General features: G+C 38.5%; 24 protein-coding genes and 1 pseudogene. 23 read left to right on the top strand and 2 right to left on the bottom strand.

The annotated features are described in order from the left end of the window. The first annotated feature begins 33 nt into the window (after nucleotides 1–33). From NSQ99_RS17775 to NSQ99_RS17705, 15 genes are all read left to right on the top strand, one after another. The gene (locus NSQ99_RS17775; protein WP_340838209.1) at nucleotides 34–1,155 is read left to right on the top strand and encodes a DegT/DnrJ/EryC1/StrS family aminotransferase; all 1,122 of its coding nucleotides are present in this window, start codon (nucleotides 34–36) and stop codon (nucleotides 1,153–1,155) included. Next, entirely contained in the window at nucleotides 1,152–1,790 is a 639-nt protein-coding gene (locus NSQ99_RS17770; RefSeq protein WP_340838207.1) for a sugar transferase, read from the top strand. The genes NSQ99_RS17775 and NSQ99_RS17770 overlap by 4 nt, the downstream gene beginning before the upstream one ends. Next, nucleotides 1,787–2,410: an acetyltransferase gene (locus tag NSQ99_RS17765; protein WP_340838206.1), complete on the top strand. Its 624-nt coding sequence runs from the start codon at nucleotides 1,787–1,789 to the stop codon at nucleotides 2,408–2,410. Before NSQ99_RS17770 ends, NSQ99_RS17765 begins: the two co-directional genes overlap by 4 nt. 137 nt (nucleotides 2,411–2,547) lie before the next feature. Next, nucleotides 2,548–3,600, top strand: a complete 1,053-nt coding sequence (locus NSQ99_RS17760) for a glycosyltransferase (RefSeq protein ID WP_340838204.1) — start codon at nucleotides 2,548–2,550, stop codon at nucleotides 3,598–3,600. Between the two features lie 33 nt (nucleotides 3,601–3,633). Continuing rightward, entirely contained in the window at nucleotides 3,634–4,422 is a 789-nt protein-coding gene (locus NSQ99_RS17755; protein ID WP_340838202.1) for a glycosyltransferase family A protein, read from the top strand. A 54-nt stretch (nucleotides 4,423–4,476) separates the two neighbouring features. Continuing rightward, on the top strand, nucleotides 4,477–5,640 hold the full coding sequence (locus NSQ99_RS17750) for a glycosyltransferase family 4 protein (RefSeq protein ID WP_340838201.1): 1,164 nt from the start codon (nucleotides 4,477–4,479) through the stop codon (nucleotides 5,638–5,640). Nucleotides 5,641–5,737: 97 nt separating this feature from the next. After that, on the top strand, nucleotides 5,738–7,114 hold the full coding sequence (locus tag NSQ99_RS17745) for an O-antigen polymerase (protein ID WP_340838199.1): 1,377 nt from the start codon (nucleotides 5,738–5,740) through the stop codon (nucleotides 7,112–7,114). Then, a complete protein-coding gene (locus NSQ99_RS17740; RefSeq protein WP_340838198.1) occupies nucleotides 7,098–7,673 on the top strand; it encodes a serine acetyltransferase in 576 nt (191 codons plus the stop codon). Before NSQ99_RS17745 ends, NSQ99_RS17740 begins: the two co-directional genes overlap by 17 nt. A 22-nt stretch (nucleotides 7,674–7,695) precedes the next feature. Next, nucleotides 7,696–8,616, top strand: a complete 921-nt coding sequence (locus NSQ99_RS17735; RefSeq protein WP_340838196.1) for an ATP-grasp fold amidoligase family protein — start codon at nucleotides 7,696–7,698, stop codon at nucleotides 8,614–8,616. Between the two features lie 68 nt (nucleotides 8,617–8,684). Then, nucleotides 8,685–10,133, top strand: a complete 1,449-nt coding sequence (locus tag NSQ99_RS17730; RefSeq protein WP_340838195.1) for a lipopolysaccharide biosynthesis protein — start codon at nucleotides 8,685–8,687, stop codon at nucleotides 10,131–10,133. Nucleotides 10,134–10,201: 68 nt separating this feature from the next. After that, a complete protein-coding gene (locus NSQ99_RS17725; RefSeq protein WP_340838193.1) occupies nucleotides 10,202–11,572 on the top strand; it encodes a UDP-glucose dehydrogenase family protein in 1,371 nt (456 codons plus the stop codon). Continuing rightward, nucleotides 11,553–12,578 (top strand): NAD-dependent epimerase/dehydratase family protein, encoded by a 1,026-nt coding sequence (locus NSQ99_RS17720; protein ID WP_340838192.1) that lies wholly within the window; start codon nucleotides 11,553–11,555, stop codon nucleotides 12,576–12,578. The genes NSQ99_RS17725 and NSQ99_RS17720 overlap by 20 nt, the downstream gene beginning before the upstream one ends. A 51-nt stretch (nucleotides 12,579–12,629) precedes the next feature. Further along, nucleotides 12,630–13,505, top strand: a complete 876-nt coding sequence (galU, locus tag NSQ99_RS17715; RefSeq protein ID WP_340838190.1) for a UTP--glucose-1-phosphate uridylyltransferase GalU — start codon at nucleotides 12,630–12,632, stop codon at nucleotides 13,503–13,505. After that, nucleotides 13,505–13,960, top strand: coding sequence for a VanZ family protein (locus tag NSQ99_RS17710; RefSeq protein WP_340838188.1), 456 nt, complete (start codon nucleotides 13,505–13,507; stop codon nucleotides 13,958–13,960). The genes galU and NSQ99_RS17710 overlap by 1 nt, the downstream gene beginning before the upstream one ends. Then, nucleotides 13,957–14,625: a hypothetical protein gene (locus NSQ99_RS17705; RefSeq protein WP_340838186.1), complete on the top strand. Its 669-nt coding sequence runs from the start codon at nucleotides 13,957–13,959 to the stop codon at nucleotides 14,623–14,625. The genes NSQ99_RS17710 and NSQ99_RS17705 overlap by 4 nt, the downstream gene beginning before the upstream one ends. 73 nt (nucleotides 14,626–14,698) lie before the next feature. Here the strand turns inward: NSQ99_RS17705 and NSQ99_RS17700 are convergent. Next, nucleotides 14,699–16,030 (bottom strand): annotated as a pseudogene (locus tag NSQ99_RS17700) (IS3 family transposase). A 459-nt stretch (nucleotides 16,031–16,489) separates the two neighbouring features. On the opposite strand from NSQ99_RS17700, the gene NSQ99_RS17695 reads away from it, so the two are divergent. From NSQ99_RS17695 to NSQ99_RS17660, 8 genes are all read left to right on the top strand, one after another. Next, nucleotides 16,490–16,627: a sporulation protein YjcZ gene (locus tag NSQ99_RS17695; RefSeq protein WP_251667619.1), complete on the top strand. Its 138-nt coding sequence runs from the start codon at nucleotides 16,490–16,492 to the stop codon at nucleotides 16,625–16,627. Nucleotides 16,628–16,741: 114 nt separating this feature from the next. After that, a complete protein-coding gene (locus NSQ99_RS17690) occupies nucleotides 16,742–17,893 on the top strand; it encodes a CobW family GTP-binding protein (RefSeq protein WP_340838184.1) in 1,152 nt (383 codons plus the stop codon). A 72-nt stretch (nucleotides 17,894–17,965) separates the two neighbouring features. Next, nucleotides 17,966–18,436: a hypothetical protein gene (locus NSQ99_RS17685; RefSeq protein ID WP_340838182.1), complete on the top strand. Its 471-nt coding sequence runs from the start codon at nucleotides 17,966–17,968 to the stop codon at nucleotides 18,434–18,436. A 176-nt stretch (nucleotides 18,437–18,612) separates the two neighbouring features. Further along, nucleotides 18,613–18,840, top strand: coding sequence for a hypothetical protein (locus tag NSQ99_RS17680; protein WP_340838180.1), 228 nt, complete (start codon nucleotides 18,613–18,615; stop codon nucleotides 18,838–18,840). Nucleotides 18,841–19,055: 215 nt separating this feature from the next. Next, nucleotides 19,056–19,265: a hypothetical protein gene (locus tag NSQ99_RS17675; RefSeq protein WP_251667623.1), complete on the top strand. Its 210-nt coding sequence runs from the start codon at nucleotides 19,056–19,058 to the stop codon at nucleotides 19,263–19,265. 292 nt (nucleotides 19,266–19,557) lie between these two features. Beyond that, nucleotides 19,558–20,451, top strand: coding sequence for a DUF6612 family protein (locus tag NSQ99_RS17670; RefSeq protein WP_340838177.1), 894 nt, complete (start codon nucleotides 19,558–19,560; stop codon nucleotides 20,449–20,451). Between the two features lie 236 nt (nucleotides 20,452–20,687). Beyond that, the gene (locus tag NSQ99_RS17665; protein ID WP_340838176.1) at nucleotides 20,688–21,725 is read left to right on the top strand and encodes a LacI family DNA-binding transcriptional regulator; all 1,038 of its coding nucleotides are present in this window, start codon (nucleotides 20,688–20,690) and stop codon (nucleotides 21,723–21,725) included. A gap of 28 nt (nucleotides 21,726–21,753) precedes the next feature. After that, nucleotides 21,754–23,949 carry an alpha-galactosidase gene (locus NSQ99_RS17660; protein WP_340838174.1) on the top strand — a complete coding sequence of 732 codons (2,196 nt, stop codon included), beginning with the start codon at nucleotides 21,754–21,756 and terminating at the stop codon, nucleotides 23,947–23,949. 559 nt (nucleotides 23,950–24,508) lie between these two features. Here the strand turns inward: NSQ99_RS17660 and NSQ99_RS17655 are convergent. Further along, complete coding sequence (locus NSQ99_RS17655; RefSeq protein WP_251667627.1) at nucleotides 24,509–24,940, bottom strand: GreA/GreB family elongation factor; 432 nt, start codon at nucleotides 24,938–24,940, stop codon at nucleotides 24,509–24,511. Between the last annotated feature and the right edge of the window lie 139 nt (nucleotides 24,941–25,079).

The following is a 25,079-nucleotide window of genomic DNA, read 5'->3' as shown; positions in this document are numbered from 1 at the left end:
TCTCCTATTCTTATTTTGATGGAGGTCCTGACAATGACACAGCCTGCACGTATATTTTTATCATCGCCACATATGAGTGATCAAGGTTATGAACAACAGTATGTACAGGAAGCATTTGACACAAACTGGATTGCTCCACTCGGAACGAATGTTAACGAGTTTGAGCGCGAATTCGCAGAGAAGGTACATATTAAATCAGCGGCAGCACTATCATCTGGTACTGCTGCAATCCATTTGGCTCTGAAAGCTGCAGGAGTAGGCTCTGGAGATATTGTGTTTTGTCAATCGTTGACATTCTCAGCAACAGCAAACCCAATTATTTATCAAGATGCTATTCCTGTTTTTATAGATAGTGATTATAAGACATGGAACATGAGTCCAGAGGCATTAGAAGAAGCATTTCATAAATACCCAAATGTAAAGGCAGTTGTTGTCGTACATCTATATGGTTTATCTGCAGAAATTAATCGGATCAAAGAATTATGTGATCACTATAACGTAGCATTAATCGAAGATGCAGCTGAATCACTTGGGACTTATTACAATGGTCAGCAAACAGGGACATTTGGCGATTATGGCATATTCTCTTTTAATGGAAATAAAATTATAACCACCTCAGGAGGTGGGATGCTCGTTTCTAATAACGAGGAAATGATCCAAAAGGCTAGATTCTGGGCTACTCAATCAAGAGAGCCTGCAAGGCATTATGAGCATAAAGAACTAGGCTATAACTATCGAATGAGTAATGTCGTAGCAGGTATCGGCAGAGGCCAATTGAAGGTTCTTGATGATCGGGTAAATAAAAAAACGGAAATATATCGTCACTATATAAATGAGTTATCTGAACTAGATGGGATTCAGTTTATGCCAGAGAACAATTGGGATCGTCCAAATTATTGGCTAAGCAGTATACTGCTTCAAGGTTCTATTAGACCACTAGACTTAATCAATGCACTTGAGAAAGAGAATATTGAATCGAGACCTGTCTGGAAACCAATGCATCTGCAGCCTTATTTCGAAAAGTATGATTTCGTTGGTACTAATGTCGCTGAACAGTTGTTCCTTAATGGAGTTTGTCTTCCATCTGATACTAAGATGAAAGAGGAAGACTTGCACCGAGTAACAAAACTTATAAAAGGATTGTGGCGGATATGAAAAAAAAGGGCTTTTATGAACGATTTATTAAAAGACCACAGGATTTTATATTGGCTTTAATTGCATTGGTGCTATTAAGTCCTATTTTATTGCTAGTAGCGATACTCGTTAGAATTAAGCTAGGTTCCCCTGTAATTTTCAAGCAACAAAGACCTGGCTTAAATGAAAAGATATTTGAAATGTATAAATTTAGAACAATGACGGATGAAAGAGATAGTAATGGACAGCTATTGCCTGACGATGTAAGACTAACTAGATTCGGTAAACTGTTAAGGTCAACTTCTCTAGATGAATTACCTGAATTGATAAACATCTTAAAGGGTGATATGTCATTCGTTGGACCTAGACCACTACTCGTACAATACTTGGCACTATATGATGAAAATGAAAAAAGACGTCATGATGTTAGACCCGGCCTATCAGGTTTAGCACAAGTAAATGGACGTAATGCAATTAGCTGGGAAGATAAGTTTGCCTTAGATATTAAATATGTTGATAGTGTTGAGTTTTTAAGCGATTGGAAAATTATCTTTCTAACTGGAAAAAAAGTATTTGTTCGTGAAGGTATAAGCTCAAATACCGCTGTAACAATGGAACCATTTAGAGGAACTAAGAAAGAAAGTGTAGGTCTATGAATCAGAACTTGATCATAATAGGCGCTGGTGGACATGGCAAGGTAGCAGCTGATATTGCTATGAAAATGAAAAAATGGGATCGAATTTCTTTTTTAGATGACAATGTATCAAAAAAAGAAGCACTAGGCATACCAATTATTGATACCATAACAAATTGGCCCGAATATGAGCAACAATGCGACTTCTTTGTTGCAATTGGTAATAATACGATTCGAAAAAACATTATGACGCAATTGGAGGGAAATAAGGCGAGTATTGCCACACTGATCCATCCCTCAGCTATTATAGGTGAGCAGGTACTAATAGAATATGGTACTGTGGTCATGGCAGGTAGTGTTATTAATAGCTGCACAAAAATTGCCAAAGGTTGCATTATTAATACCAGTTCTTCTATTGATCATGATAATAATATAGGAGAATATGTCCATATTTCTCCAGGTGTTCATATTGCAGGAAATGTGAACATTGGTGCATTGTCCTGGCTTGGAATTGGGAGTACAGTTATAAATGACGTTGAAATAGCAAGCAACTGTACAATAGGGGCTGGAGCTGTTGTTATTAACACTATCAATGAGCAAGGAACATATCTAGGAATTCCTGCTGTACTTCATAAAAAATAATAGACTTACTATGGGGAGAAGAGATGGATATTTTTCTATATGTCATATTCATTATAAGCTTATTTGTTATTTTCTGGGCAATGATTGGTTATTCTTTTTCTATTAAATTGATCAATAAATTGTACAGGGGAAGAAGATTGAATAAAGATTATTCACATATTCCTACTGTGACGGTGATGGTGGTAGCTCACAATGAAGAAAAAGTGATATTGGAAAAGCTTAATAATGTTACTAATTTAGATTATCCTAAAGATAAATTAGAAATTTTAATAGCGTCCGATAATAGTACAGATAGAACAAACGGTATAGTTCAAAATTTTATTAGTGAGAATCAAGATGTGAATGTTAGATTGTACCAATCGAAAGAAAGAAAAGGGAAAACCAACGCTCAAAATGAAGCGTTTCGAACTATTACATCTGAATATATTGTGATGACTGATGCCAACTCTATGTTAGCTCCCAATGCTGTAAAAGAATTAATGGCATCTTTTACATCAGCTGATATTGCTTATGTAGCTGGAAAGTTAGCTATTACTAACCAAAACACAAGTGATGTTAGTAAATCAGAGGTTAGTTATTGGGACGGTGATTTATTCATCAGAGAAATTGAAGCCAGGATGCAAACAATTACTGCCGGCAATGGTGCCTTATATGCTTGCCGAACAAGTGATTATTATGAATTTGATCCAATTGAAAGTCACGATAGTGCAATGCCTTTATACTACGCACTACAAGGTAAACGAGCAATCTGTAATCATGATGCAATTGCTTATGAAAAAGCAGGAGAGGTAATTCAGGACGAGTTTAACAGAAAAGTTAGAATGAATAGAAAGATACTACAGAGAATAATTCCTGATATTCGTTTATTCAATGTATTTAAATATAAATGGTTTTCTTATTTTTATTTTGGTCATAGAACGTGCAGATATCTTTTATGGCTATCTCACTCATTGCTTTTAATAAGTAGTGTTCTGTTAATCTCTAATTCTTGGTTTTTTCTAGTTGCTAGTATTGGTCAGATAATATTCTTTTTACTAGCAATTTTAAGAGCCTCTTTTGATATTAGTAACAAATACATCAATATGATTTATTATTACTGTGTAACGATTGTTGCTCAATGGTTAGGAGTAATTAATATAGTTACTGGTAAAGCTAAACCGTTCTGGGAAAAGGCAGAAAGTACAAGGTAAATATACTTCAGCTGTTAAGGAGAAATAGAAAGTATGAATCTTCAAGTGTTAGTATCTACGATGCATCAAGAAGATTATAGTTTATTAGAGCGCATGAATATAAAAACTGATGCAATTATAATAAATCAATGTGATAAAAATGATTTTTGCGAGTTTAATTATAATAATCATAACATTAAGTGGATGTCATTCAACGAACGCGGAGTAGGTTTAAGTAGAAATAATGCTTTAATGAGAGCTACTGGAGATATTTGCTTAATGGCTGATGATGATATGGTCTACTCAATAGATTATAATGAGACCGTGACAACTGCTTTTAAGAAAAATCCTAAAGCTGATGTTATTTTATTTGATGTTCCTATTCATAAGAAAGACGGAACAATTGTTTCTAAAGTGCAGAAGAACGGAAGAGTGTTTTACCACAACTGTTTAAAGTATGGAACGGTAAATATTGCATTTAGAAGAGAACAAATAATTAAAAAAAATATTAATTTTTCATTATTATTTGGTGGTGGGGCACGATACGGAAGCGGTGAGGATACATTATTCATTATAGATTGCCTAAAAAAAGGATTGAAAATATATTCACATACTTCAAAGATAGCAACAATCCATGAAAATCAATCCACCTGGTTTACAGGGTTTAATGAGAAATATTTTTATGATCGAGGAGCTCTGTTTAGAGCCATATCAAAAAAAGCAGCCTATTTATTAGCTTTGCAATTTGTCTTTAGAAAAAAGAGTCTATATAAAGAAAATATGAGTACTAAGGAAGCCTTAAATACCATGCTCAAAGGTATGAAGGAGTTTGCTGAGAAATAACTAATAGGGTGTAACTGCATTTTTGTAGTTACATTTCTATACACGAGGTGAACAATGAAAAAGAAGATAGAAAGAATATGCATTATCGCAGATGCATATCCAACAAAAAACAACCCGAAAAATCCATTTATTGAGCAATTAGTTATTGCATTTACTAAGTTAGGGATAAATTGTACTGTTATAAATCCTGTATCCATTACTCAACATTTGATGCATAAAAATGAATTACCTCCAATTGTATCAGAAAGAAACACTGATGCAGGAGTAATTAAAATTTATTCTCCTAGATACATGACTTTTTCATCTATTAAGAAAGGTCTAATCAATACTAACTTGTTGAATGCTTACTTTTTTCAGAAAGCTTGCATTAAAATGATAAAGGAAATTGGTGGCGATTTTGATGCCGTTTATGGACATTTTCTATCACCTGCAGGAATAACGGCAAATGAAATTTCGAAAGTGTTTGGTATACCTGCTTTTTTTGCTTATGGCGAAAATACCAACTATACAATTGATCGTTTAGGCATTGAAAGAGCGAGGAAACGACTGAATGAAATAAAAGGTGTTATTTCCGTTTCTACTGCAAATAGAGAAAATCTTATCAATCAAGATATTATTAGTAGTGAAAAAATAGAAGTTTTTCCTAATTCAATTGATACCAGTCTTTTTTACAAACGAGATAGAGTAAAAATGAGAGAAAAATATAATCTACCTCAGGATGCATTCATCATTGTTTTTGTTGGAAGGTTTATTGAGATAAAAGGTGCGAATCGGCTATCAGCTGCAATTGATAAAGTTGGAGCTGATAAGGTAAAATCAATATTTATTGGCTATGGCGATGTGAAACCTAGTTGCGATGGTATTTTAATTGAGGGTAAACAGAACCATGAAAATATACCAGAGTTACTGTCAGCTGCAGACATATTTGTTCTTCCAACTTTAGCTGAGGGGTGTTGTAATGCAATAATTGAGGCAATGGCATGTGGATTACCTATTATCTCATCAGACAGATCTTTTAATGATGATATCTTAGACAATACATGTTCAATTAGAATTGACCCTACCAACATCAATGAGATTGCTGATGCAATAGATAAATTGCATGGCAATAATGATCTACGTAATCAACTTTCGATAGGAGCTTTAAAAAAAGCTGAAACTTTGAAAATTGAAAATAGAGCTGTCAATATTATTAATTTTATAGAAGAAAAAATATAGGTAATAGAAATTAAATTATACTAATCGTATAGTTTTTAGGATTGACATTATTATGATGTAGACCAGAGAAAACTAGAAAAGGTGTTCTAATATGGGGATGTATTCAATTGTTATTGCCTTATTTATTTTGCTATTTATAACTTTATTTGAAATAGTAAGAAAAAAAGAGGGAATATTTGATTTTCTAACGTTTATAAATTTAATTTTCATACTATTATATAGTATTGCCCCTATGTACATGTACTTCTTTAACGATCATTTGACTTGGTCCGTGCTCAGAAGAACTGATATTCATAGTACTTCATTTTTATTAGGCGAACTAATGGCACTTATCTTTTATGTAGTAATGATAAGTTGTTATTATTTTGCGAATAAATTAAAGCTTACAAAAAAGCTAAGATCCAGAGCCTCGGTCATTTATAGAGAAGCTAAGGTTAGAGATTTTTTCTTAGCATCTGTAGTACTGTTTATTATTGGTGTAACCACTTGGTATATATACATGCAATCATTAGGTGGCTATAGTGAATATATGAGATTAGGGGAACTTTTAAGAAATGATGGTAGTGTTGTACAAACACCTTTAGCTTTTTTCAAACATTTCAATTCATTATTATTTATTTCCGGCTTCTTGTTTTTTAGTCTTATTAAGGAAACAAAAGGGATGAAAAAAGCAATAGTGTTATTGTTGTTTGTTATATCTACTATTCTTTCCTTTATTATATTATTTCAAAATAGTGGACGAATCACATTATTGCTATTTATTATAACCATACCACTAGCATTGATGCTTAGAAGAAACAAAGTTAGAGTCTTTACTTTGTTCTCTTTAGGGGCATTATTCTTAGTTTTAGTATTATTCGGTGATCAAATTTTAAAAATTGGACAAGACACATCATATACAACAGTAACAAAAACAAAAATTGAAATTTTAGATAGTGTTATACGAGAATTTGCATTTCCTTATAACAACCTTGGAAATTTGATACCTTTGTTTCCGAATTATTTTGATTTTAGATATGGGTTACCCGATATCACTGGGGCTATTTTGCAATTTATTCCAAGTAGATTAGTGTCATTTGATTTTCTTAATAATCAAACTGTATCTCAATTTAATACAACACTCTATAATAATTACGGCCAAATTCCAATTGATCTAGTATCATTTGGATACATTAGTTTTGGAATAGCAGGTGTAATACTATTAGCGAGTATTTTTGGGGTATTCATTAGATTTGTAGAAAGTTTCTTTTCTTATAAAGAAAGTTTAATTGCATGTATTTTCTACGTTTGTTTTATGCTACAGGCAGCTCTTGCTGTTGTATATGGGGATCCACATCAAGTAGTTTTTAGTAATTTTAAATATGTATTCTCACTAATATTAATAGCTATTATTGTAAGAGTTCCGAAAAAAACAACGAAAGATAGAAACATAATAAATAATATCGGGAGAACGAGTAATGTTTATAAAAAATAAAACTGATTTAAACGAATTTCTAACTTATGAAAGTCAGAAGTACGGTAGGAAAAACAAACGTATACCATTATTTTGTATCGGCGAGAAGGCATATTTGTGGAAGTACAATGCACTATTAAGAAGGACTGAATATTATGTAAATAAAAGAAACAAAGTAATAGGTACTTTTTTTAGAGTTTGGTTATCTTACTATCAGAATAAACACAAAATTCATATTCCTATTAATACGTTTGATAAAGGATTAAAGTTAATGCATTTAGGCTCTTTTTTAGTAAATAAAGATGTTAGAGGTGGAAAGGACATAACTTTACATGTTAACACCTCATTAGTTGCTGGTGGTACTAATGATCACTGTCCAGTTTTAGGTGATGGTGTTGTTGTGGGAGTAGGTGCAGTGATATTAGGACAAGTTACGCTCGCTAATAATGTCGCAGTTGGTGCAAATGCTGTTGTCACTAAATCATTTGATGAGGATAATATTGCAATTGCAGGAGTTCCTGCAAAAAAAATAAGTAATAATGGAAGATTAGCCTGGAATAATAGACAGAAAATAAAATGATCTAGGTTTAGGATGTGATAGATTGCAAATTAAAAATGTCATAAAGAATAATGAGCTGGTTTTTAATTGTTATAAACGAATGCTGATTTTTAGTAAGTACATTCAATTTAAGTATTTTTATATATCTACCGTGAAGCGAAACTTTAAGAAACATCTAGGGTACGAGCTCAATCTTGAAAATCCGCAAACCTTTAATGAGAAACTTCATTGGCTAAAAATTAACTATAAAGATGATTTAATGACCAAATATGCGGATAAATATTATGTAAGACAATTAGTGAAAGAGAAGCTAGGACCGGAATATTTAATAGAGTTATATGGAGTTTATAATTCAGTTGATGAGATTGATTTAGAAGTATTACCTTCTGAATTCGTGTTTAAGCCAACTCATAGTTCAGGAAGAGTAATAATCTCAAAAAATAAAGAAGATATTAATTGGAAAAAAAGTTTTAAGGAAATGAATAGATGGCTTCGAGATAATTATTTTTATCAAAGTGGAGAATGGGTATATAAAAATATTCAACCTAAAATAATATGCGAGAAGTTACTAGAAGAAAACATTATTGATTACAAGGTGTATTGTTTTAACGGGGAACCATTATTTACACAGGTTATTAGTAACAGAAAAAATGGAAAGTTTAATGTTAATTATTATGATCTTGATTGGCAAGCAATTGAGATTCGAAGAAAAGATCATGATGAAAACAAAAGTGGAATTAATAAGCCGATTAATTACGAACATATGCTGAAAAATAGTAAGTTAATTGCTTCAAATTTTCCTTTTGCAAGAATGGATTTCTATGAAGTGGACAATAAACTTTTCTTTGGAGAAGTAACTTTCTTTCCTGCTAATGGATTAATCAATTTTTCGGACTTAGATGAAGATAGAAAATGGGGAAGTTATTTAACTCTACCAGTTGAAAAGCATTTCAACAAACTATAAATCCTCATGAGCTCTTATACCTAATCGAGGCATTGTTGGATGAAAATTCGTTGTAAAGGGGGATTGTATTGAAAGAAAGTACCATTCAGTCCAAAATTATAAACGCAACAAAGTGGTCATCGTTAACTGAGATTGTTGCAAAACTAATAACACCGATTACTAATATGGTTCTTGCAAGAATCCTTGTACCAGAAGCATTTGGAGTAATTGCTACAATTACAATGATCATTAGTTTTGTTGATATGTTTACTGATTCTGGATTTCAAAAATACCTTGTACAACATGAATTTAAAGACAATAAGGAAAAATATGAGAGCGCGAATGTAGCTTTTTGGGCAAACTTTTCTTTATCATTGTTTTTCTTAGTTATTATTATTATATTTCGAGAGTCTATTGCAACATTGGTTGGAAATCCTGGATTAGGTATAGTAATTGCAATTGCAAGTCTACAACTTCCACTTACCGCGTTTTCGAGCATTCAAATGGCTCTATATAGAAGAGAGTTTGATTTCAAGACACTCTTTCTGGTAAGAATAGTCTCAATATTGATACCTTTTGTCATAACTATACCATTAGCGCTATTGGGATTTAACTACTGGGCGTTAATTATAGGTACTATAGCTGCTCAAATTTCTAATGCGATTATTTTAACATACAAGTCAAAATGGAAACCCAAACTTTATTTTAACTTTGGGCAACTTAAAGCTATGCTGTCTTTTAGTATTTGGAGTTTAATTGAGGCAATTTCTATTTGGTTAACAGTTTGGATAGATGCATTTATAATAGGTACGATTCTAAATGAATTTTATCTTGGATTATATAAAACATCAATAACTATGGTTAATTCAATAATGGGGCTTGTTACAGCAGCAGTTATACCAATATTGTTTGCAGCTTTATCTAGATTTCAAAATGACGATAAGTCCTTTAAACAGATCTATTATAAATATCAAAGAATAGTTGCATATATCGTTATTCCTATGGGATTAGGTATATTCATATATAGTGATTTTGTAACGAATATTATGCTCGGCAGTAAATGGACTGAAGCGAGCGACATTATTGGGATATGGGCATTAACTTCGGTGTTGTTGGTAGTCACGTCAAACCTAAATAGTGAAGTTTATAGATCAAAAGGAAGACCAAAACTATCTTTTATTTCACAAATGATCCATCTTGCATTCTTAATCCCAACGTGTTTAATAAGTATTCAGTTCGGTTTTTGGATTCTAGTTTATTCAAGAGCGTTAATAAGGTTACAAGGAATGGTAACAAGCTTCATCATAATGAAATTTATTATGAAATTCCCAATAACTGAAACACTAAAAAATCTAAAGAAGCCAGTTTTGTTTTCAATATTAATGAGTGGCGTTGCTTATCTGTTGATGCAATTGAATGATACGACTATTTGGTCCTTTACTTCAATAGGAATTTGCATATTATTTTATTTTGGTCTTATTTATTTGTTTTCAAGAGAGGAACTAATCAGTATAAGAAAAATGATAAAGAGAACATGAGATGATTGTATGTAGATAATTAAGTCATGTTGAATCTATAAACCGTGAATAATAATGGAGGTATTTATATGTACAAAATTGCAGTTGCAGGAACAGGTTACGTAGGCCTTGTTGCTGGGGTATGCTTTGCTGAAGTAGGACACAAGGTCGCTTGTGTTGATATAGATGAAAAGAAAGTACAATTGATGAAGTCAGGAGTATCCCCAATCTATGAGACTGGACTAGAAGAGTTAATGCAGAAAAACTATGCTGCAGGTCGAATAGATTACACTACAGATTACAAGTCTGCTTATAAGGACGCAGATGCAATTTTTATTGGGGTAGGCACACCAGAGCAACCTGATGGATCTGCTAATCTAGGATATATTGCAACTGTTGCTCGACAAATTGCAGAGTCAGTAGAAAAAGATTGTCTTGTTGTTGTTAAGTCCACAGTTCCAGTAGGTACGAATGATAAAGTGGAGCAATTTATTCAAGACTTTCTAGTTAATGATGTAAAGGTGGAAGTGGCATCTAACCCAGAGTTCCTAGCTCAAGGATCTGCAGTACATGACACATTGCATGCAGCTAGAATCATTATTGGAACTGAAAGTGAATGGGCTGAAGAAACTCTTAAGCAAATTTATGAGCCCTTTAATATTCCGATTGTATCTGTTAATCGTAGATCAGCTGAAATGATTAAGTACGCTTCTAATGATTTCTTAGCGCTGAAAATATCCTATATGAATGATATTGCAAACTTATGTGAGCTTGTCGGCGCTGATATCCAAGACGTTGCTAAAGGGATGAGCTACGATGAGAGAATCGGAAGTAAATTTCTAAATGCAGGTATTGGCTTTGGTGGCTCTTGTTTTCCGAAGGACACAAAAGCGCTTGACTATATTGCTAAGCAGCACGGCTATGAGCTTAAAACAATTAAGGCAGCTATTGATGTCAATAAGGATCAGAAAACACTATTGTACAAAAAAGCAAGTAAACGCTTGATCACATTAAGCGGTCTAAAGGTTGCGGTATTAGGCTTAACCTTTAAGCCTGGAACGGATGATCTAAGAGAAGCGGCTTCTCTAGAAAATATTCCATTACTGCTTGAACAAGGTGCAGACATATATGCTTTTGATCCAGTAGGTAAAGCCAACTTTGAACGTTTCTATCCAGAAGGTAAGCACGCTAGAGGAAGCATTACTTACGTAGAGCATCCTGAGCACGCATTGGACGGAGCAAATGTCTGCTTTATATTCACAGAATGGGGAGAGATTAAGTCTATTGCTCCTACAGAATATAAGAAGCTAATGAGAACACCTTTAGTGTATGACGGTAGAAATATTTATAATGTCGATGAGATGGAAGCTGCAGACATTGAATACCACTCTATAGGTAGAAGATCAACGTATAGAAAATCATTAAAGGAGACGAAGGCACTTGAACTTCAAAACTCTTGATTTGTCTAAAGTTTACTTAGTGACTGGAGCAGCAGGTTTTATTGGTTATTACTTATCCAAGCGATTGCTTGATCAAGGATGCCAGGTCATCGGTATTGATAACTTAAATGATTATTATGATGTTAAATTAAAACAAACTCGTCTAGATCAGTTATTGCCATATTCCAATTTCGAATTTGTCAAAGTTGATATATCGGAAAAAGAAGCAGTGATGGAATTGTTCGAGAAGCGAAAGCCTCAGGTCATTGTGAATTTGGCAGCTCAAGCTGGTGTGCGATACTCAATTGAAAATCCGGATGTTTATATCCAGAGTAACGTGATCGGTTTTTATAATATACTAGAAGCATGTAGAGCTTTTCCTGTCGATCACTTAGTATATGCATCTTCTAGTTCGGTCTATGGAGCCAATAAGAAGGTTCCTTTTGAAGAAACGGATTTTGTTGACCATCCAGTGTCGCTATATGCATCAACAAAGAAGACAAATGAACTAATGGCTCATACGTATAGCCATCTCTACAAAATCCCAGCAACAGGACTTAGATTCTTTACAGTTTATGGTCCATTAGGTAGACCTGATATGGCATACTTTGGATTTACGGATAAGTATTTCGCAGGTGAACCAATTAAGATCTTCAACAATGGGGATTTTGAACATGATCTTTATCGTGACTTTACGTACATTGATGATATCGTTGAAGGAATTCAGCGACTATTGAGTAATCCACCAGAAACTGAAGTACAGCATAAGGTGTTTAATATCGGTAACAACAACCCTGAGAAGCTAATGACCTTCATTTATGCACTGGAGGAAGCTTTAAGTAACGCTCTGGGAAGAAAAGTGGAATTTGAGAAAAGCTTTGAGCCGATCAAGCCTGGAGATGTTCCTGCTACCTATGCCTCTACTGATCTGCTTCAACAAGCTGTTGGATTTAAGCCAAAGACTACCATTCAGGAAGGTTTGCAGCAGTTTGCAAATTGGTACGTTGACTACTACAAGTTAACATAAATAACGGATAGATAAGGTGAGAGAACGAATAAAACATAGGAGGGCGTAACCATGACTGTACGTAAAGCGATTATTCCTGCAGCGGGGCTAGGGACACGATTTTTACCAGCTACGAAGGCGCAGCCGAAGGAAATGCTACCAATTGTAGATAAGCCAACGCTGCAATATATTATTGAAGAAGCTGTGGAATCTGGGATCGAAGAGATTCTTATTATTACGGGTCGTAATAAGAAGTCAATTGAGGATCATTTTGACAAGTCCGTAGAGCTTGAGCTTGAGTTAGAAGCAAAAGGTAAGATGGAGCTACTAGAAGAGGTTCGTAAGATCTCGAATATGGTGAATATCCACTATATCCGTCAGAAGGAACCCAAAGGTCTTGGTCATGCGATCTACTGTGCGAAAAGCTTTATCGGTAATGAGCCATTTGCTGTTTTATTAGGCGATGATATTGTCTATTCTGATAAACCTTGCTTAAAGCAGTTAATTGACGTGTATGAATATTACAATAGCTCAATACTTGGTGTTCAGCAGGTGGAACTCAAGGATGTACACAAATATGGTATTGTTGACGGACATAAGATTGATCCGACAGTATCCCGTGTCAATCAGCTAGTGGAAAAGCCGAAAACGGAGGATGCTCCAACTAATATTGCAATTCTCGGACGATATATTATTACACCGGAAATTTTTAACATTCTAGAGAATACACCACCTGGTGCGAACGGTGAAATCCAATTAACTGATGCGTTGAATCAGCTATCGCGTACAGAGGCGGTCTATGCCTATGAGTTCAGTGGACGTCGATATGATGTAGGAGACAAGCTTGGTTTTCTGGAAGCAACGGTGGAATATGCCCTTCGTCGTGATGAGTTGCGTGGTCCATTCTTAGAATACTTGAACAGCATAACAAAGGAATTCAATAATTAATGCAACAAAAGCCTAAAATACTGCGTCTAATGCTAGTAGTGATTACACTACTTGTCATCGTAGGGATTTTTCTTCTGTCGAATCAGCCCGCGAGTAAATCAGGTGAGCTCAGTATGACAGTTGCGACATATTCCTTTCCCTATGTTGAAAAGTGGACAAGCCAAGATATTAGCCTAGCGCAGTGGAATCACAGCTTGCGTAAGTTTGCGCATTTCTCACTATATTTCTTTCTTGCTTCTATCATCATGGTGCTATCTCGAGTACATGGCTGGAGCTGGAGAAGGTCTTTGTTCGTCTCTCTCTTTATATCGATGAGCTATGCCATTATTGACGAAACGCATCAATGGTTTATTGACGGGAGAGGGGCAAGTGTTAGAGATGTGGCGATTGACAGTGCAGGTGCAATGCTAGGAATAGTAGCAGTTTATTTAGTTGGACGGAGATGGTTAAAATGAAGAAATGGCAAAAGGTAACGATCTGGGTAGCCAGTATTCTGATTGTACTTGTAGTAGGCGGTTTATTCGCAGCTAATTATGCAGTTGATAAAGTACTCGATTCCATGGTAGGGATGAGTATAGATGACTTACTGGAAGAGGATACTGAAGCGTCAACTACACCTGATGAAGTAGACACTACATCACCAATCGAAGGTGAAGATAAAGCTGACGGTAGTAACATCTCGAATCAATCAGAAGATGGAGTACAGTCAGGAGACTCTAATGCTGGAGGTCAGGATACCGAATCTACATCCTCAGACAGCACAAGTAATCAGCAAGGATCAACAGAGAAACCAAACGCAACTACTAAGCCAGAAGGTAACAAATCTGACACAGGCTATACCGCAGAGATCTCTACAGACAAAGCAAAAGAAGTTCAAGACAACATTACTGTAAGTGAGAAGGCAAAAGTTGTAACAACGCTCATGGGCAGCTTGTCTGCTTCTGATATTTCTACATTGCAAAAGTTAGCTAGTGGTGGACTTAGTGTCGAAGAGAAAAAGCAAGCTAAAGAAATTATGCTTGAAAAACTTTCTGAGGATCAATATAACGAGTTAATCGCCATTGCTGCCAAGCATGGATTAAGCCAAGGAAAAAAATACTCTGAGACTAAAGCTGAATAATAGTCTCTCACACACGAAAAAGGAAAGCGGTCTGAGTGAAATGTACCCTTTGTAAAGGACAATTATTAAAAGGTCAGGCAACTTGAATAAGCTGCTGTCTGTATTTTGCAGGCGGCAGCTTATTTAGATTCCACTGACCACGATAATGATTGTAATAGATTATATAGTCTAAAATCTCTTGTCTAACCTCGTCTAACGTTTCACAATGACTAATTCTTGTTTCATCTTTAAAATGACCAAAGAAGGATTCTTGCGGGGCATTATCCCAACAACTCCCTCTACGTGACATCGATTGACCTAACTTCATTTTCTTTATCAGCTTTTGAAATTTCGGATTCGTATAGATCACACCTGTTCGGAATGAATAATAGCATCTTTGGTTAAATGACGGTGTTTTAACTTCAGTTTCTGAAGCGTGTTGATTGCAATATCTAATGTGATTTTATCGGATACTTCATAGGCTAAAATTTCATTTGTTTCAGCATCTTTTATGGTAGACAAATAGGCACGCTTGCCGTATCTATACGTTAAATAGGTAATGTCCGTTAATAATACTTTTCCTGCTACCCCTTGCTTAAACTGACGTTGTAGCAGGTTTGGACATGTTCGATGTTCCTTTGTTGCTTTCGCCATTCTTCGGTATGGATTGGCTTTTCGAATCAGACATAGGATTGAAAACCTTTTCATAATACGACGAATTCGTTTTAAGTTAAATACAATCTGATATTGATTTTCTAACGTCATTTTAATTTGACGTGCCCCTTTGTTGCGATGGCGGAAACGATAGGCTTTTAGAATGATCGCTCTCAATTTCATATCGGCTTCCTCACGCTTTATCCGATTGCGTACTGCCTCTTCTTTGAAATAACCATAATAGCCTGAACGTGATACGCCTGTGAGTTTACAAAGATAGCTAGCAAGACGTTTTAATTGATATTTCTCAATGATATGATAAATGAGTTGAAATTTTTGACCGGTACTTAATAGGATTTCTTTTTCATCATCTGCCTTTCTAGTTGATCGAGCTTTTTTAGTAGTTCATTCTCCGCTTGTACTAATTTCATCCTCGCCTCTAAACGTGCATATTTTTCTTCGATGCTTAACTCACGCTCAACGGGCGACCAGAACTGTGCTTACGTGTATCCTCTAATCCCGCTACTCCGTTATCCTCATAAGCTGCACGCCAACGACTAGAAACCTTCCAGATGCGTGTCGTCCCTAACACTTCTGCATCAAACCCAGCTTCTTCAAAAATTTGAAATGGGAGTTTCCCTTGCTCATTTTCATGAATAAATAACTGCTTAAATGCGTCCGTATACGTAATTGCTTTTTCGCTAACTCTTTTTACATGAGGATTCTGTCTTAATTGTTCCTGTTGTTGTTTTATAAATAATTGTTTGCTCATATACATCCGCTCCGATTGTTGTTTTTTTCATTATAAACAAAAAAAGACCCAATAAGATGACCTTTTTCAAGTGTCCATCTTCTTGGGTACATTTTAGAGTACCGCTTTCCTTTTTTGCGTGTTGTCTACGTTCTGTTGGTATTTTGGATATTAATAATAGTTGAAGCAACTAATCAAAATAACTAAGAGAACAAACAACACCAGAATAAAAGCTGCGTTAGAGTGATTTCCGTAACCTCCAGCGAAACCTTTCATAGCAACATGCACCTCCTCAAATAAGCGACTACACCAATAGTATATGCTGACTGGCATTCGTGGAATGGACGGATGTCTATACGCTAATGAAGATAGGCAAGCGTGGAATTGTTGGATAATGCCTATTGATTTAGGCCGTTGCCCAAACCATTCGTCCAAAAAAACATATGATATGGTGTACCTTATCGAAAAGGAGTTGACAGTATGAATTACGCAGCTAAAGTATCTGGAGCTGGAAATCAAGCATACGGAAAATTTAATGGTGGCTACGGCGGAACGACTGCTGCTTGGTTTCTAGTATTGTTCATCTTGTTAGTTATTATCATTGCTTGTGTACTGTAAGTAGGGGAACTTACGAAGTCCTTGGGCGAAGGAGCGCCCAAGGACTTTCTCTTCGTTGTTTGACTACGTTATAATGGAAGCAATACATAGAAGAAGGAAGGCTAGTCACTTAAGATGGTACCTATCTATTTGTTATCAGGATTTTTAGGAAGCGGTAAAACAACATTGCTTCAGCATATGATCGCACAAGCTCAGGCTGCAGGGCTAACACCTGCGGTACTGATGAATGAGCTGGGCGAGGTGAATTTGGATGGCCAGCTCGTCAGCCGAGAGGTTGCGATGGCAGAGGTGCTGGGAGGCTGCATATGCTGCAGCATGCGAGGAGATCTATCTCTTGAGCTGAATCAGCTGCTGCAGAAGTACAAGCCTGATCTCGTCATTGTTGAATCAACAGGCGCGGCACACCCGATGGAAAGCATTGATGCAATTACGGAAACCTCAATGTACAAGCATGCGACGCTGCAGGAGGTTGTTACGGTTGTTGATAGTGAGCATCTGCTTGCTCGTGCCAAGTCCGCTAAAGATAAGACGTTTCGTCTAATGCAGGAGCAGATCCGGTGTGCATCACTGCTTATATTGAATAAGAGCGATCGATTATTCCCAGAGCAGATTGTCGAGCTTGAGCAGCTTGTTCGGGAATGGAATGCGCATGCCAAGCTTGTAACTGCAGCACATTGTCAGCTGAATGATTGGAGCTGGATGCTGCAACCGACATCAACGAGCAACGTGCGAGATCGGCTTGTTAACGTAGTAGAAGATGCTCAAGAGGACTTTGCCCACGCCGTTAATGATGCAACTGATGAGGAAGCTTACGAAGTGGATCATGCCAATGATGATGCTCAGGAGGACTTTGCTCATGCAGTTAATGAAGCATACGATGATATCGCGCATGCAGATGAACATATAGACAAGCATGGCTCTCACGGAGGAGCGGACGTAGCTAAGCATACTCACGCTCATTCTGATCATGCTTCACATGAGCATCATGCACACGTTATGGCCTATACACATTATTGGAAGCAGTCTCCACATAGCGAGCAGTTCGAGGCATGGCTGAAGCAGCTTCCAGAAAACATTTATCGGGCGAAGGGCATTGTCACATTCCGCGATGTTCCGAGTAGATTCCTCTTCCAATATGCCTATCGAGAGTCAGATTTCTTGCGCATTGAGCCGCAAGGCGAGGTTCATAATGTAGCTGTATTTATCGGTGAGCATTTTGATGCGCAGTGGCTAAAGCAAGAGCTAGAGAAGCTTGAACAGCAATAACTGGAATACCCTCCCATTGCATGGGTAATACTAGATGTGTAGCAACAAGTACATGCATAGTGGAGGAATAAGATGAAAAAGATTGGATTATGGCTAACAAGCGCAATGCTCGCATATAGTCTCTACGTACCGGTAGCGTTCGGAGCTACTGCGCAGCTAGAAGAGGAAAGCTCAGCTGCCAAGCAGGAACAGCAGGCCGACCAAGAGCAACATGGTAAGCATAAGCACTCGCACGCACACCCTGGCAAGAAAATGACGAGCGAAGAGATTCAAAAGATGCGCATGAAAAAGCTTCAGCGTCTTGCGACTTACTTTGAGATCGATACAGAAGGAAAATCCCTCGAACAGCTAAAAAAGGAAGTCGATCAAGTGAAGCGTGATCAGCCTGAAAAGTGGGAAGCGTTCAAGCAGGAGTTCCGCGCTAAGAAGCTCGAGAAAATCCGCGAGTATGCAAAGCAAAAAGGAATTGATGTGGAAGGCAAGACGATGGAGCAGCTGCACGATGAGCTGCACGAGCTAGAAGAACGCCACAATCATTCTTAATATATGTAATGAATATAGCGGTGTGAAAGAGCATTACGGGAATACTCGTAATGCTTTTTCTATAAGGGAAGATACGATAAACCTAGTTCGTTATAGCTTGTCGAAAATAAAAAGATGTTATTGCAGGAAGTTCCTCTTATGGTGTCGAAATAGAGCGCTATAGGAGGAGTTAATATATGTCAAATTCATATCTTAAACATCTTAGAAAAAACAAATGGTTTCACGGAACTACTTTAGCTGCATGGCATGATATATGCAAGCAAGGTATAGTATCTAATTATAATAAAGGAAATGAGCTTGATTTTGGTTATGGATTTTATCTAACACCTATAAAAGAACAAGCTGAGCACTTTATAAGTACAATGTTGGAGTATCGTAAGCAAGAGAGTTTTTTGTCTGAGTAGAATTGCAATTGTCATTGAGTTCACATTCTCACCAATGGAATGGATGATGTCAGACAGGTACAAGTATTTAATCCTAAACAATTATGATGATAACTTCGCTGAATTTGTTTTTCACAATAGAATTAATAATGCTAATGGTGAAAATCAACATGATTATGATTTTATATTTGGCGTGATGAACGATATTATTGAAACCGTAGAGGAGTTGAGAGTTGATGACTACTTTAACAAAAGAAAATCAGACATTGCTAGTAAAAGAGTTGAGTAATGCGTTAATTAAATTTTCTCAAGAAAAGCTATCTCCCGTTTTAGCTAATAAAGTAGCTACCCTTGCAGTAGAAAATGTCGATTTTACAAATTCAGCCCTTGCTCACAAAGGGATCAATTGGTACGCTAAAGATTTGTTAAAACGGATCAATTATTAAGTCATAAGTGAGTTAGAATTCTATGGTCACAATTCCAAAGAGGATTGTGGCTTTTTTATTTCCATCTCCTTCTCCCCCCCTTCCCCCGCCAACACTAGCTTCTCCACCGATATATACTTTTGAACTAGGACCTAAGAGGGTGTTGACCTGAGGGGGAGATATGGTATAATTTCCCGTATTGTTGTAAAATGCCCAGTTATTTACTGAGCTAGTGCAACACTGTGAGCGTCTCAATGATCATGACACTTCTATACGCTTGCAGATAGAGACTAGGTGAGGGGAGAAACACGAAATGAAAAAAACGTTATTAGCATTGCTGCTTGTTATGGCACTAACGCTGCTTGCAGCATGTGGTGAGGGGAATAAGGAGCCAGCGAACAGTAATTCGCAAACAACAGGTTCACAAGGTGAGCAAACTACTGAGGAAGAAACTGATCCAGTTGTAGAGGAAACTCCAGATGCTGAAGTAAATGAGGAAGCTAATTCTGATGCAGATAAGGAACTATTCGTTGCTGTCGTTGGTGAAGCTAACAATCTGAACAGCTTTACGGTTAAGATGACCGCTGACCAAACGATCGATATGGATGGCGAGGTTATGGAAACAAAGACAGTTAGCGATATGGACGTAACGATGAAGCCAGCGTTAGCGTTCAAACAGTTAACTACGGTTGAAGCTGCAGGTGAAACACAAGTCATCGATTCATACTTTACAGAGGATGGTTTCTTCGTGAAAGAACCAAGTGCTGGCGTATGGATGAAGCTTCCTGCAGAAATGATGGACCAAGTGCTGCAAGGGGTAAATCAAGAATCGCTTGATCCTTCTGCACAGCTTGCACAGCTTGTAGACTACTCTGAAAGCTTTGCTGTAGAAGAGAAGGATGGTAATTACATCTTCACGCTGAATGCAAAGGGCGAGGAGTTTAATAACCTGCTTTCCCAGCAGCTGGGTGATCAGGCTGCAATGCTTGGAGGCTTTGAAGTAAATGCTGCTGAATATGTTATCGTCGTTGAAAAAAGCAGCAATAAGCTAATCAGCATGGATGTGTTCACAGACATGAAGATTCAAGCTGAGGGTCAGAATCTAGCTATCGTATCTACGGTTACAACAGATTATTCAAACCATAACGGAATTGAAGCGATTGAGCTGCCAGAAGAGGCGCTTAACGCACAAGAAATCGAAATGTAATCTTATAGGCTTAGGAATAGGAAGAATGGAAGCAGAGTGCACCGCACCCTGAGCTTCCATTCTTTTTTTTGTAGCAATGACACTTGCACAGATGGTGTAATCTAATGTATGATGTACTTGTTAAGTAAATTTATTAACTAAATAATTAATGATAAGTAACGAATGTTAACTAAACGTAACCAAACATCATTACTGATCACATGTCGTGTTCAACTAAAGATAAGGAGGGATGTCTGTTGGCAACGATTCGTGAAATAGCTGAGCTGGCTCAAGTATCTACTGCAACGGTATCTCGAGTGCTTAATAACGATCCAACCTTAAGCACAAGTGCTGAGACGAAGGAACGAGTTTTTGCCATTGCGGAACAGCTAGGCTATAAGCCGCAACGATTAAGAAGGCAGAAGCAGGAGATGCAGCGGGCAGCTGCTGATATCGGGCTTTTGTTCTGGGCCACAGCGGATGAAGAGAACAATGATCCTTACTTTAAGGCGGTACGTCGAGGAATTGAAGTTCAATGTGAAGTACTTGGACTTACGATTGGCAAAGTCATTCGCGGTGATCATTTTGCTGCGATTGCTGAGGCAGCCTCTCTGGATGGTTTGCTTGTCGTTGGCTCGATTGAGGCATCTGATGTGTTAGAGGCTTACCCTCATCCCGATCGTGTCGTTTTTGTTAACAACGGCGAGGATATGCATGACTATGACACTGTCCATTTGAATTTTGAAGGTGCGATTCAGTCTGCTTATGAGCATCTAGTACAGCTGGGACATGAGAGAATTGCGTTTATTGGCGGTATTGATCGGATTCGTTCCTTGCGTCAGCCTGAGCAGCTGCGTCAAATTGAGGAGTATCGCTATCGGGCTTATGAGCGCATGCGAAATAAACACGGTCACAGCTTCGAGGGAGTTGAGTGGGTCGACGATTGGTCCTCGCAAGGGGGCTATGAGGCGATGAAGCGTATGCTTACAAGGTCGATTCAGCCTACAGCCTGCATCGTTGCTAGCGATCATATGGCAGTTGGTGCATTACGCGCGCTTCATGAAGCTGACATCTCTGTGCCTGCACAGATGTCGATCATTGGCTTTAACGATATCGAGCTGGCTGCCTTCGTCATGCCGCCGCTTACGACAATTCACGCGTACACCGAGCTGCTTGGTAAAACTGCAGTCGACATGCTAGTGGAGAGACTCGAAGGCCGTGAAGCACCGAAGCAGGTGAAGATCGGGACAACCTTCGTTGAGAGAGAAAGCTGTCACGCAATAGGCATGGAGTAAATCAATTTATCATTCGGGAGGAATTGCAATGATTACTTATAATGAAGAAACACGAATTTTTCATTTGAAATCAGTCGATACAAGCTATGTGTTGAAGGTCACGGAGCAGGGCCATCTTGAGCATTTATATTGGGGACGTGCGATTCAAGGAGTGAATTTAGGAAAGCTGCATCAGCACTATGTTCGTCCGTCGTTTACACCGAGCACGGATCTAGATCATTTGGAGTATTCCTTAGATACGCTGCAGCAGGAGCTTCCTGCCTATGGAGATTCGGATTTCCGTTCGCCTGCTTATCAATTTCAGCTGCCTAATGGCAGCACAGTGACGAATTTCCTCTATGAATCTCATGAGATTGTAGCGGGTAAGCCACAGCTTGAAGGTCTGCCAGCGGTATATGCGGAGGAGGATGCGGAAGCTGAGACGCTGCTTATTACGTTGCGTGATGAGCTGACGAATGCTGCGATTGTTCTGTCCTACAGTGTATTCCGTGATTATGCTGCCATTACTCGTTCGGTGCAATATCGCAATGAAGGTACGGATGTGCTTACACTGAACCGTGCGCTTAGCATGAGTGTAGATATGCCTGGCTATGATTATGAGATGCTGCATTTGTCTGGAAGCTGGGCGCGTGAGCGTTATGTTCATCGCCGCAAGCTTGAGCCTGGCATGCAATCCATTGAAAGCCGCCGCGGGGCGAGCAGTCATGCACAGAATCCATTCCTCGCTTTAATCAGTGAAGGTGCTACGGAGCAGCATGGAGATGTGTACGGCATTAACCTAGTGTACAGCGGAAACTTTGTCGCTGGTGTTGAGGTAGACCCTTACCTGCACGCTCGTTTGTTTATCGGTATTAATCCTTTCGACTTTAGCTGGAAGCTGGAAGCGGGAGAGGTGTTCCAAGCGCCAGAGGTTGTGCTTGTCCATTCCTATGAAGGGATCGGCGGCATGTCTCGTCGTTATCATGATCTATATCGCAATCGACTAACGCGTGGACAGTTCCGCAATAAGGTGCGCCCGATTCTAGTGAACAACTGGGAAGCAACATACTTTGACTTTAATGAAGAGAAAATTACGAGCATTGCGCAAGCGGGCAAGGAGCTTGGCATTGAGCTGTTCGTGCTAGATGATGGCTGGTTCGGCAAGCGTAACGATGACACAACATCACTTGGCGATTGGTTTGTCGATCGCAATAAGCTGCCTAATGGACTTGAAGCACTCGTGGATAAGGTACGTGAGCAAGGCATGCAGTTCGGGCTATGGTTCGAGCCGGAGATGATCTCTCCTGACAGTGAGCTGTATCGCCAGCATCCAGATTGGTGCCTGCATGTCGAAGGACGTCGCCGCACGCAAGCGAGAAAGCAGCTAATTCTCGACCTTTCTCGCGAAGATGTGCAGCAGTACATTATTTCGACAATTTCAGACGTGCTGTCGAGTGCACCGATTACGTATGTCAAATGGGATATGAATCGCAACATGACGGAGATCGGCTCTGCGCTGTTGCCAGCTGATCGCCAGCGTGAAACGGCGCATCGCTATATGCTCGGTCTATATCATGTAATGGAGAAGATCACGACGAGCTTCCCTCACATTCTATTCGAATCGTGCTCAGGCGGTGGCGGTCGCTACGATGCTGGAATGCTGTATTATATGCCGCAGACATGGACGAGCGATAACAGCGATGCAATCTCTCGCCTTAAAATTCAATACGGAACAAGCATTGTATATCCGATCAGCTCGATGGGCGCGCATGTATCCGCCGTTCCGAATCATCAAGTGAACCGTATGACCTCACTGCTTACGCGTGGGTATGTCGCTTTGTCAGGTAACTTTGGCTATGAGCTTGATCTATCTAAGTTTACCGAGGAAGAGAAGGAGCTTGTTCGCTACCAGATTGAGCTGTACAAGGAGATCCGTCATATCGTTCAATTCGGTGATTTCTATCGTTTGCGTAGTCCGTTCGAAGGCAATGATACGGCTTGGATGTTTGTGTCTAAAGATAAAACAGAAGCATTTGTCGTTTATGTGAAGGTGCTTCAGGAGCCGAATGCTGCGATTGGCCGCTTCCGTCTCCAAGGGCTTGACCCGAACAAAACCTACCGTGTGTTCGATAGTCCAGACGCAGGCGTGTATAGTGGCGATCACCTGATGTATGCAGGACTTACCATTCCTCCCTTCTATGGTGATTTCCAAAGCTGTGCATATCGCTTGAAGGTGGAAGAATAATCGCTTAGCAGCATTGAAAAGGCATCAATCAGATGTAGAGCCCAGAACGCTAGAGAGTTGATCAGTAGAGGATGACAGGGCTTGTGACCTGATGAAGCAGTAACATAAAAAGCAGGTGGAGAAATGTGACGTACATTTTCTCCGCCTGCTTTGTTGTTACATACGGTTCGTAAGCGCTTGCGAGAAGCGATTCGATCAAGTGTACGCAAGGACGAATAGGTCGCTACCGTCGCAATGACGCTGCCGTCATATTAAGACTACCTCTGTAATGACGCTACCGTCGTAATGTTACTATGCCTGTAACGCCCAACGCCGTTACTAGGTGATTGGAGGGACATTGGACGTGCATTTTGTGTGAAAAATCATCTAAATGCCGTTACTGTTGCGTCCAAACGTGTGTTTTGTTTGAAAAATCATCTAAAATGCCGTCACTGTCGCGTCCAAACGTGCGTTTTGTATGAAAAATCATCTAAAATGCCGTCACTGTTGCGTCCAAACGTGCATTTTGTATGAAAAATCATCTAAAATGCTGCCGTGCCGGCGTTAGTATGGCTACAATTTAAGCTGCGGCTTGCTCGATCGTAACGATGCGGATTTTCATTATGCCTGCAGGTGTCTCTAGCTCTAGCTCGCTGTGTATTGGCGCGAGCAGAAGCTGGCGTCCAACAGGTGATAGCAGAGAGATCTTCCCTTCCTCAGGATTTGTTTCGTGCGGAAGTACGATGCAATATTTATCAATAAAGCCGTCCTCTAAATATTCTATCTCGATGTCATGATGCAGCAGGACGAGCTGCTGCGCGGGAGGCTCGGAAAGTGTCAATAGATTTTTAATGTATTGTATATATTGATCAAGCAGCTGTTCAAGACGTTTGTGTTCCACATTGTGCTGCAATACATATTGCTCCATCTGGTGGCTGCGAATTTCCTCAAGCTGAAGCAGCTGCTCATGCATGACATTCTTCTGCACATTCCAAGATTCACTATGGCTCATAGTAGATATCACCCCCGATCCATCCATGTAAGATCAAGTGTTCAGTGCTAAGTTTCATCGAAAAACCTCCTTACGGTAATAGACCCAAGCCAAATGACTGGGTCTCTCTTTATCTTACCACGGAAAAAAAATAAGTCCA

Source organism: Paenibacillus sp. FSL W7-1287, from assembly GCF_038004245.1.
GTDB lineage: Bacteria > Bacillota > Bacilli > Paenibacillales > Paenibacillaceae > Pristimantibacillus > Pristimantibacillus camelliae.
The sequence above is the reverse complement of the archived record's forward strand: the minus strand, read 5'-3'. Positions and strand labels throughout refer to the sequence as shown.

Bases quoted from the DNA above. Each gene is read 5' to 3' on its own strand.
- NSQ99_RS17775 (WP_340838209.1), top strand. From the start codon at position 34: ATGACACAGCCTGCACGTATATTTTTATCATCGCCACATATGAGTGAT.
- NSQ99_RS17770 (WP_340838207.1), top strand. From the start codon at position 1,152: ATGAAAAAAAAGGGCTTTTATGAACGATTTATTAAAAGACCACAGGAT.
- NSQ99_RS17765 (WP_340838206.1), top strand. From the start codon at position 1,787: ATGAATCAGAACTTGATCATAATAGGCGCTGGTGGACATGGCAAGGTA.
- NSQ99_RS17755 (WP_340838202.1), top strand. From the start codon at position 3,634: ATGAATCTTCAAGTGTTAGTATCTACGATGCATCAAGAAGATTATAGT.
- NSQ99_RS17750 (WP_340838201.1), top strand. From the start codon at position 4,477: ATGAAAAAGAAGATAGAAAGAATATGCATTATCGCAGATGCATATCCA.
- NSQ99_RS17745 (WP_340838199.1), top strand. From the start codon at position 5,738: ATGTATTCAATTGTTATTGCCTTATTTATTTTGCTATTTATAACTTTA.
- NSQ99_RS17740 (WP_340838198.1), top strand. From the start codon at position 7,098: ATGTTTATAAAAAATAAAACTGATTTAAACGAATTTCTAACTTATGAA.
- NSQ99_RS17725 (WP_340838193.1), top strand. From the start codon at position 10,202: ATGTACAAAATTGCAGTTGCAGGAACAGGTTACGTAGGCCTTGTTGCT.
- galU (WP_340838190.1), top strand. From the start codon at position 12,630: ATGACTGTACGTAAAGCGATTATTCCTGCAGCGGGGCTAGGGACACGA.
- NSQ99_RS17710 (WP_340838188.1), top strand. From the start codon at position 13,505: ATGCAACAAAAGCCTAAAATACTGCGTCTAATGCTAGTAGTGATTACA.
- NSQ99_RS17705 (WP_340838186.1), top strand. From the start codon at position 13,957: ATGAAGAAATGGCAAAAGGTAACGATCTGGGTAGCCAGTATTCTGATT.
- NSQ99_RS17695 (WP_251667619.1), top strand. From the start codon at position 16,490: ATGAATTACGCAGCTAAAGTATCTGGAGCTGGAAATCAAGCATACGGA.
- NSQ99_RS17690 (WP_340838184.1), top strand. From the start codon at position 16,742: ATGGTACCTATCTATTTGTTATCAGGATTTTTAGGAAGCGGTAAAACA.
- NSQ99_RS17685 (WP_340838182.1), top strand. From the start codon at position 17,966: ATGAAAAAGATTGGATTATGGCTAACAAGCGCAATGCTCGCATATAGT.
- NSQ99_RS17680 (WP_340838180.1), top strand. From the start codon at position 18,613: ATGTCAAATTCATATCTTAAACATCTTAGAAAAAACAAATGGTTTCAC.
- NSQ99_RS17675 (WP_251667623.1), top strand. From the start codon at position 19,056: ATGACTACTTTAACAAAAGAAAATCAGACATTGCTAGTAAAAGAGTTG.
- NSQ99_RS17670 (WP_340838177.1), top strand. From the start codon at position 19,558: ATGAAAAAAACGTTATTAGCATTGCTGCTTGTTATGGCACTAACGCTG.
- NSQ99_RS17660 (WP_340838174.1), top strand. From the start codon at position 21,754: ATGATTACTTATAATGAAGAAACACGAATTTTTCATTTGAAATCAGTC.
- NSQ99_RS17655 (WP_251667627.1), bottom strand. From the start codon at position 24,940: ATGAGCCATAGTGAATCTTGGAATGTGCAGAAGAATGTCATGCATGAG.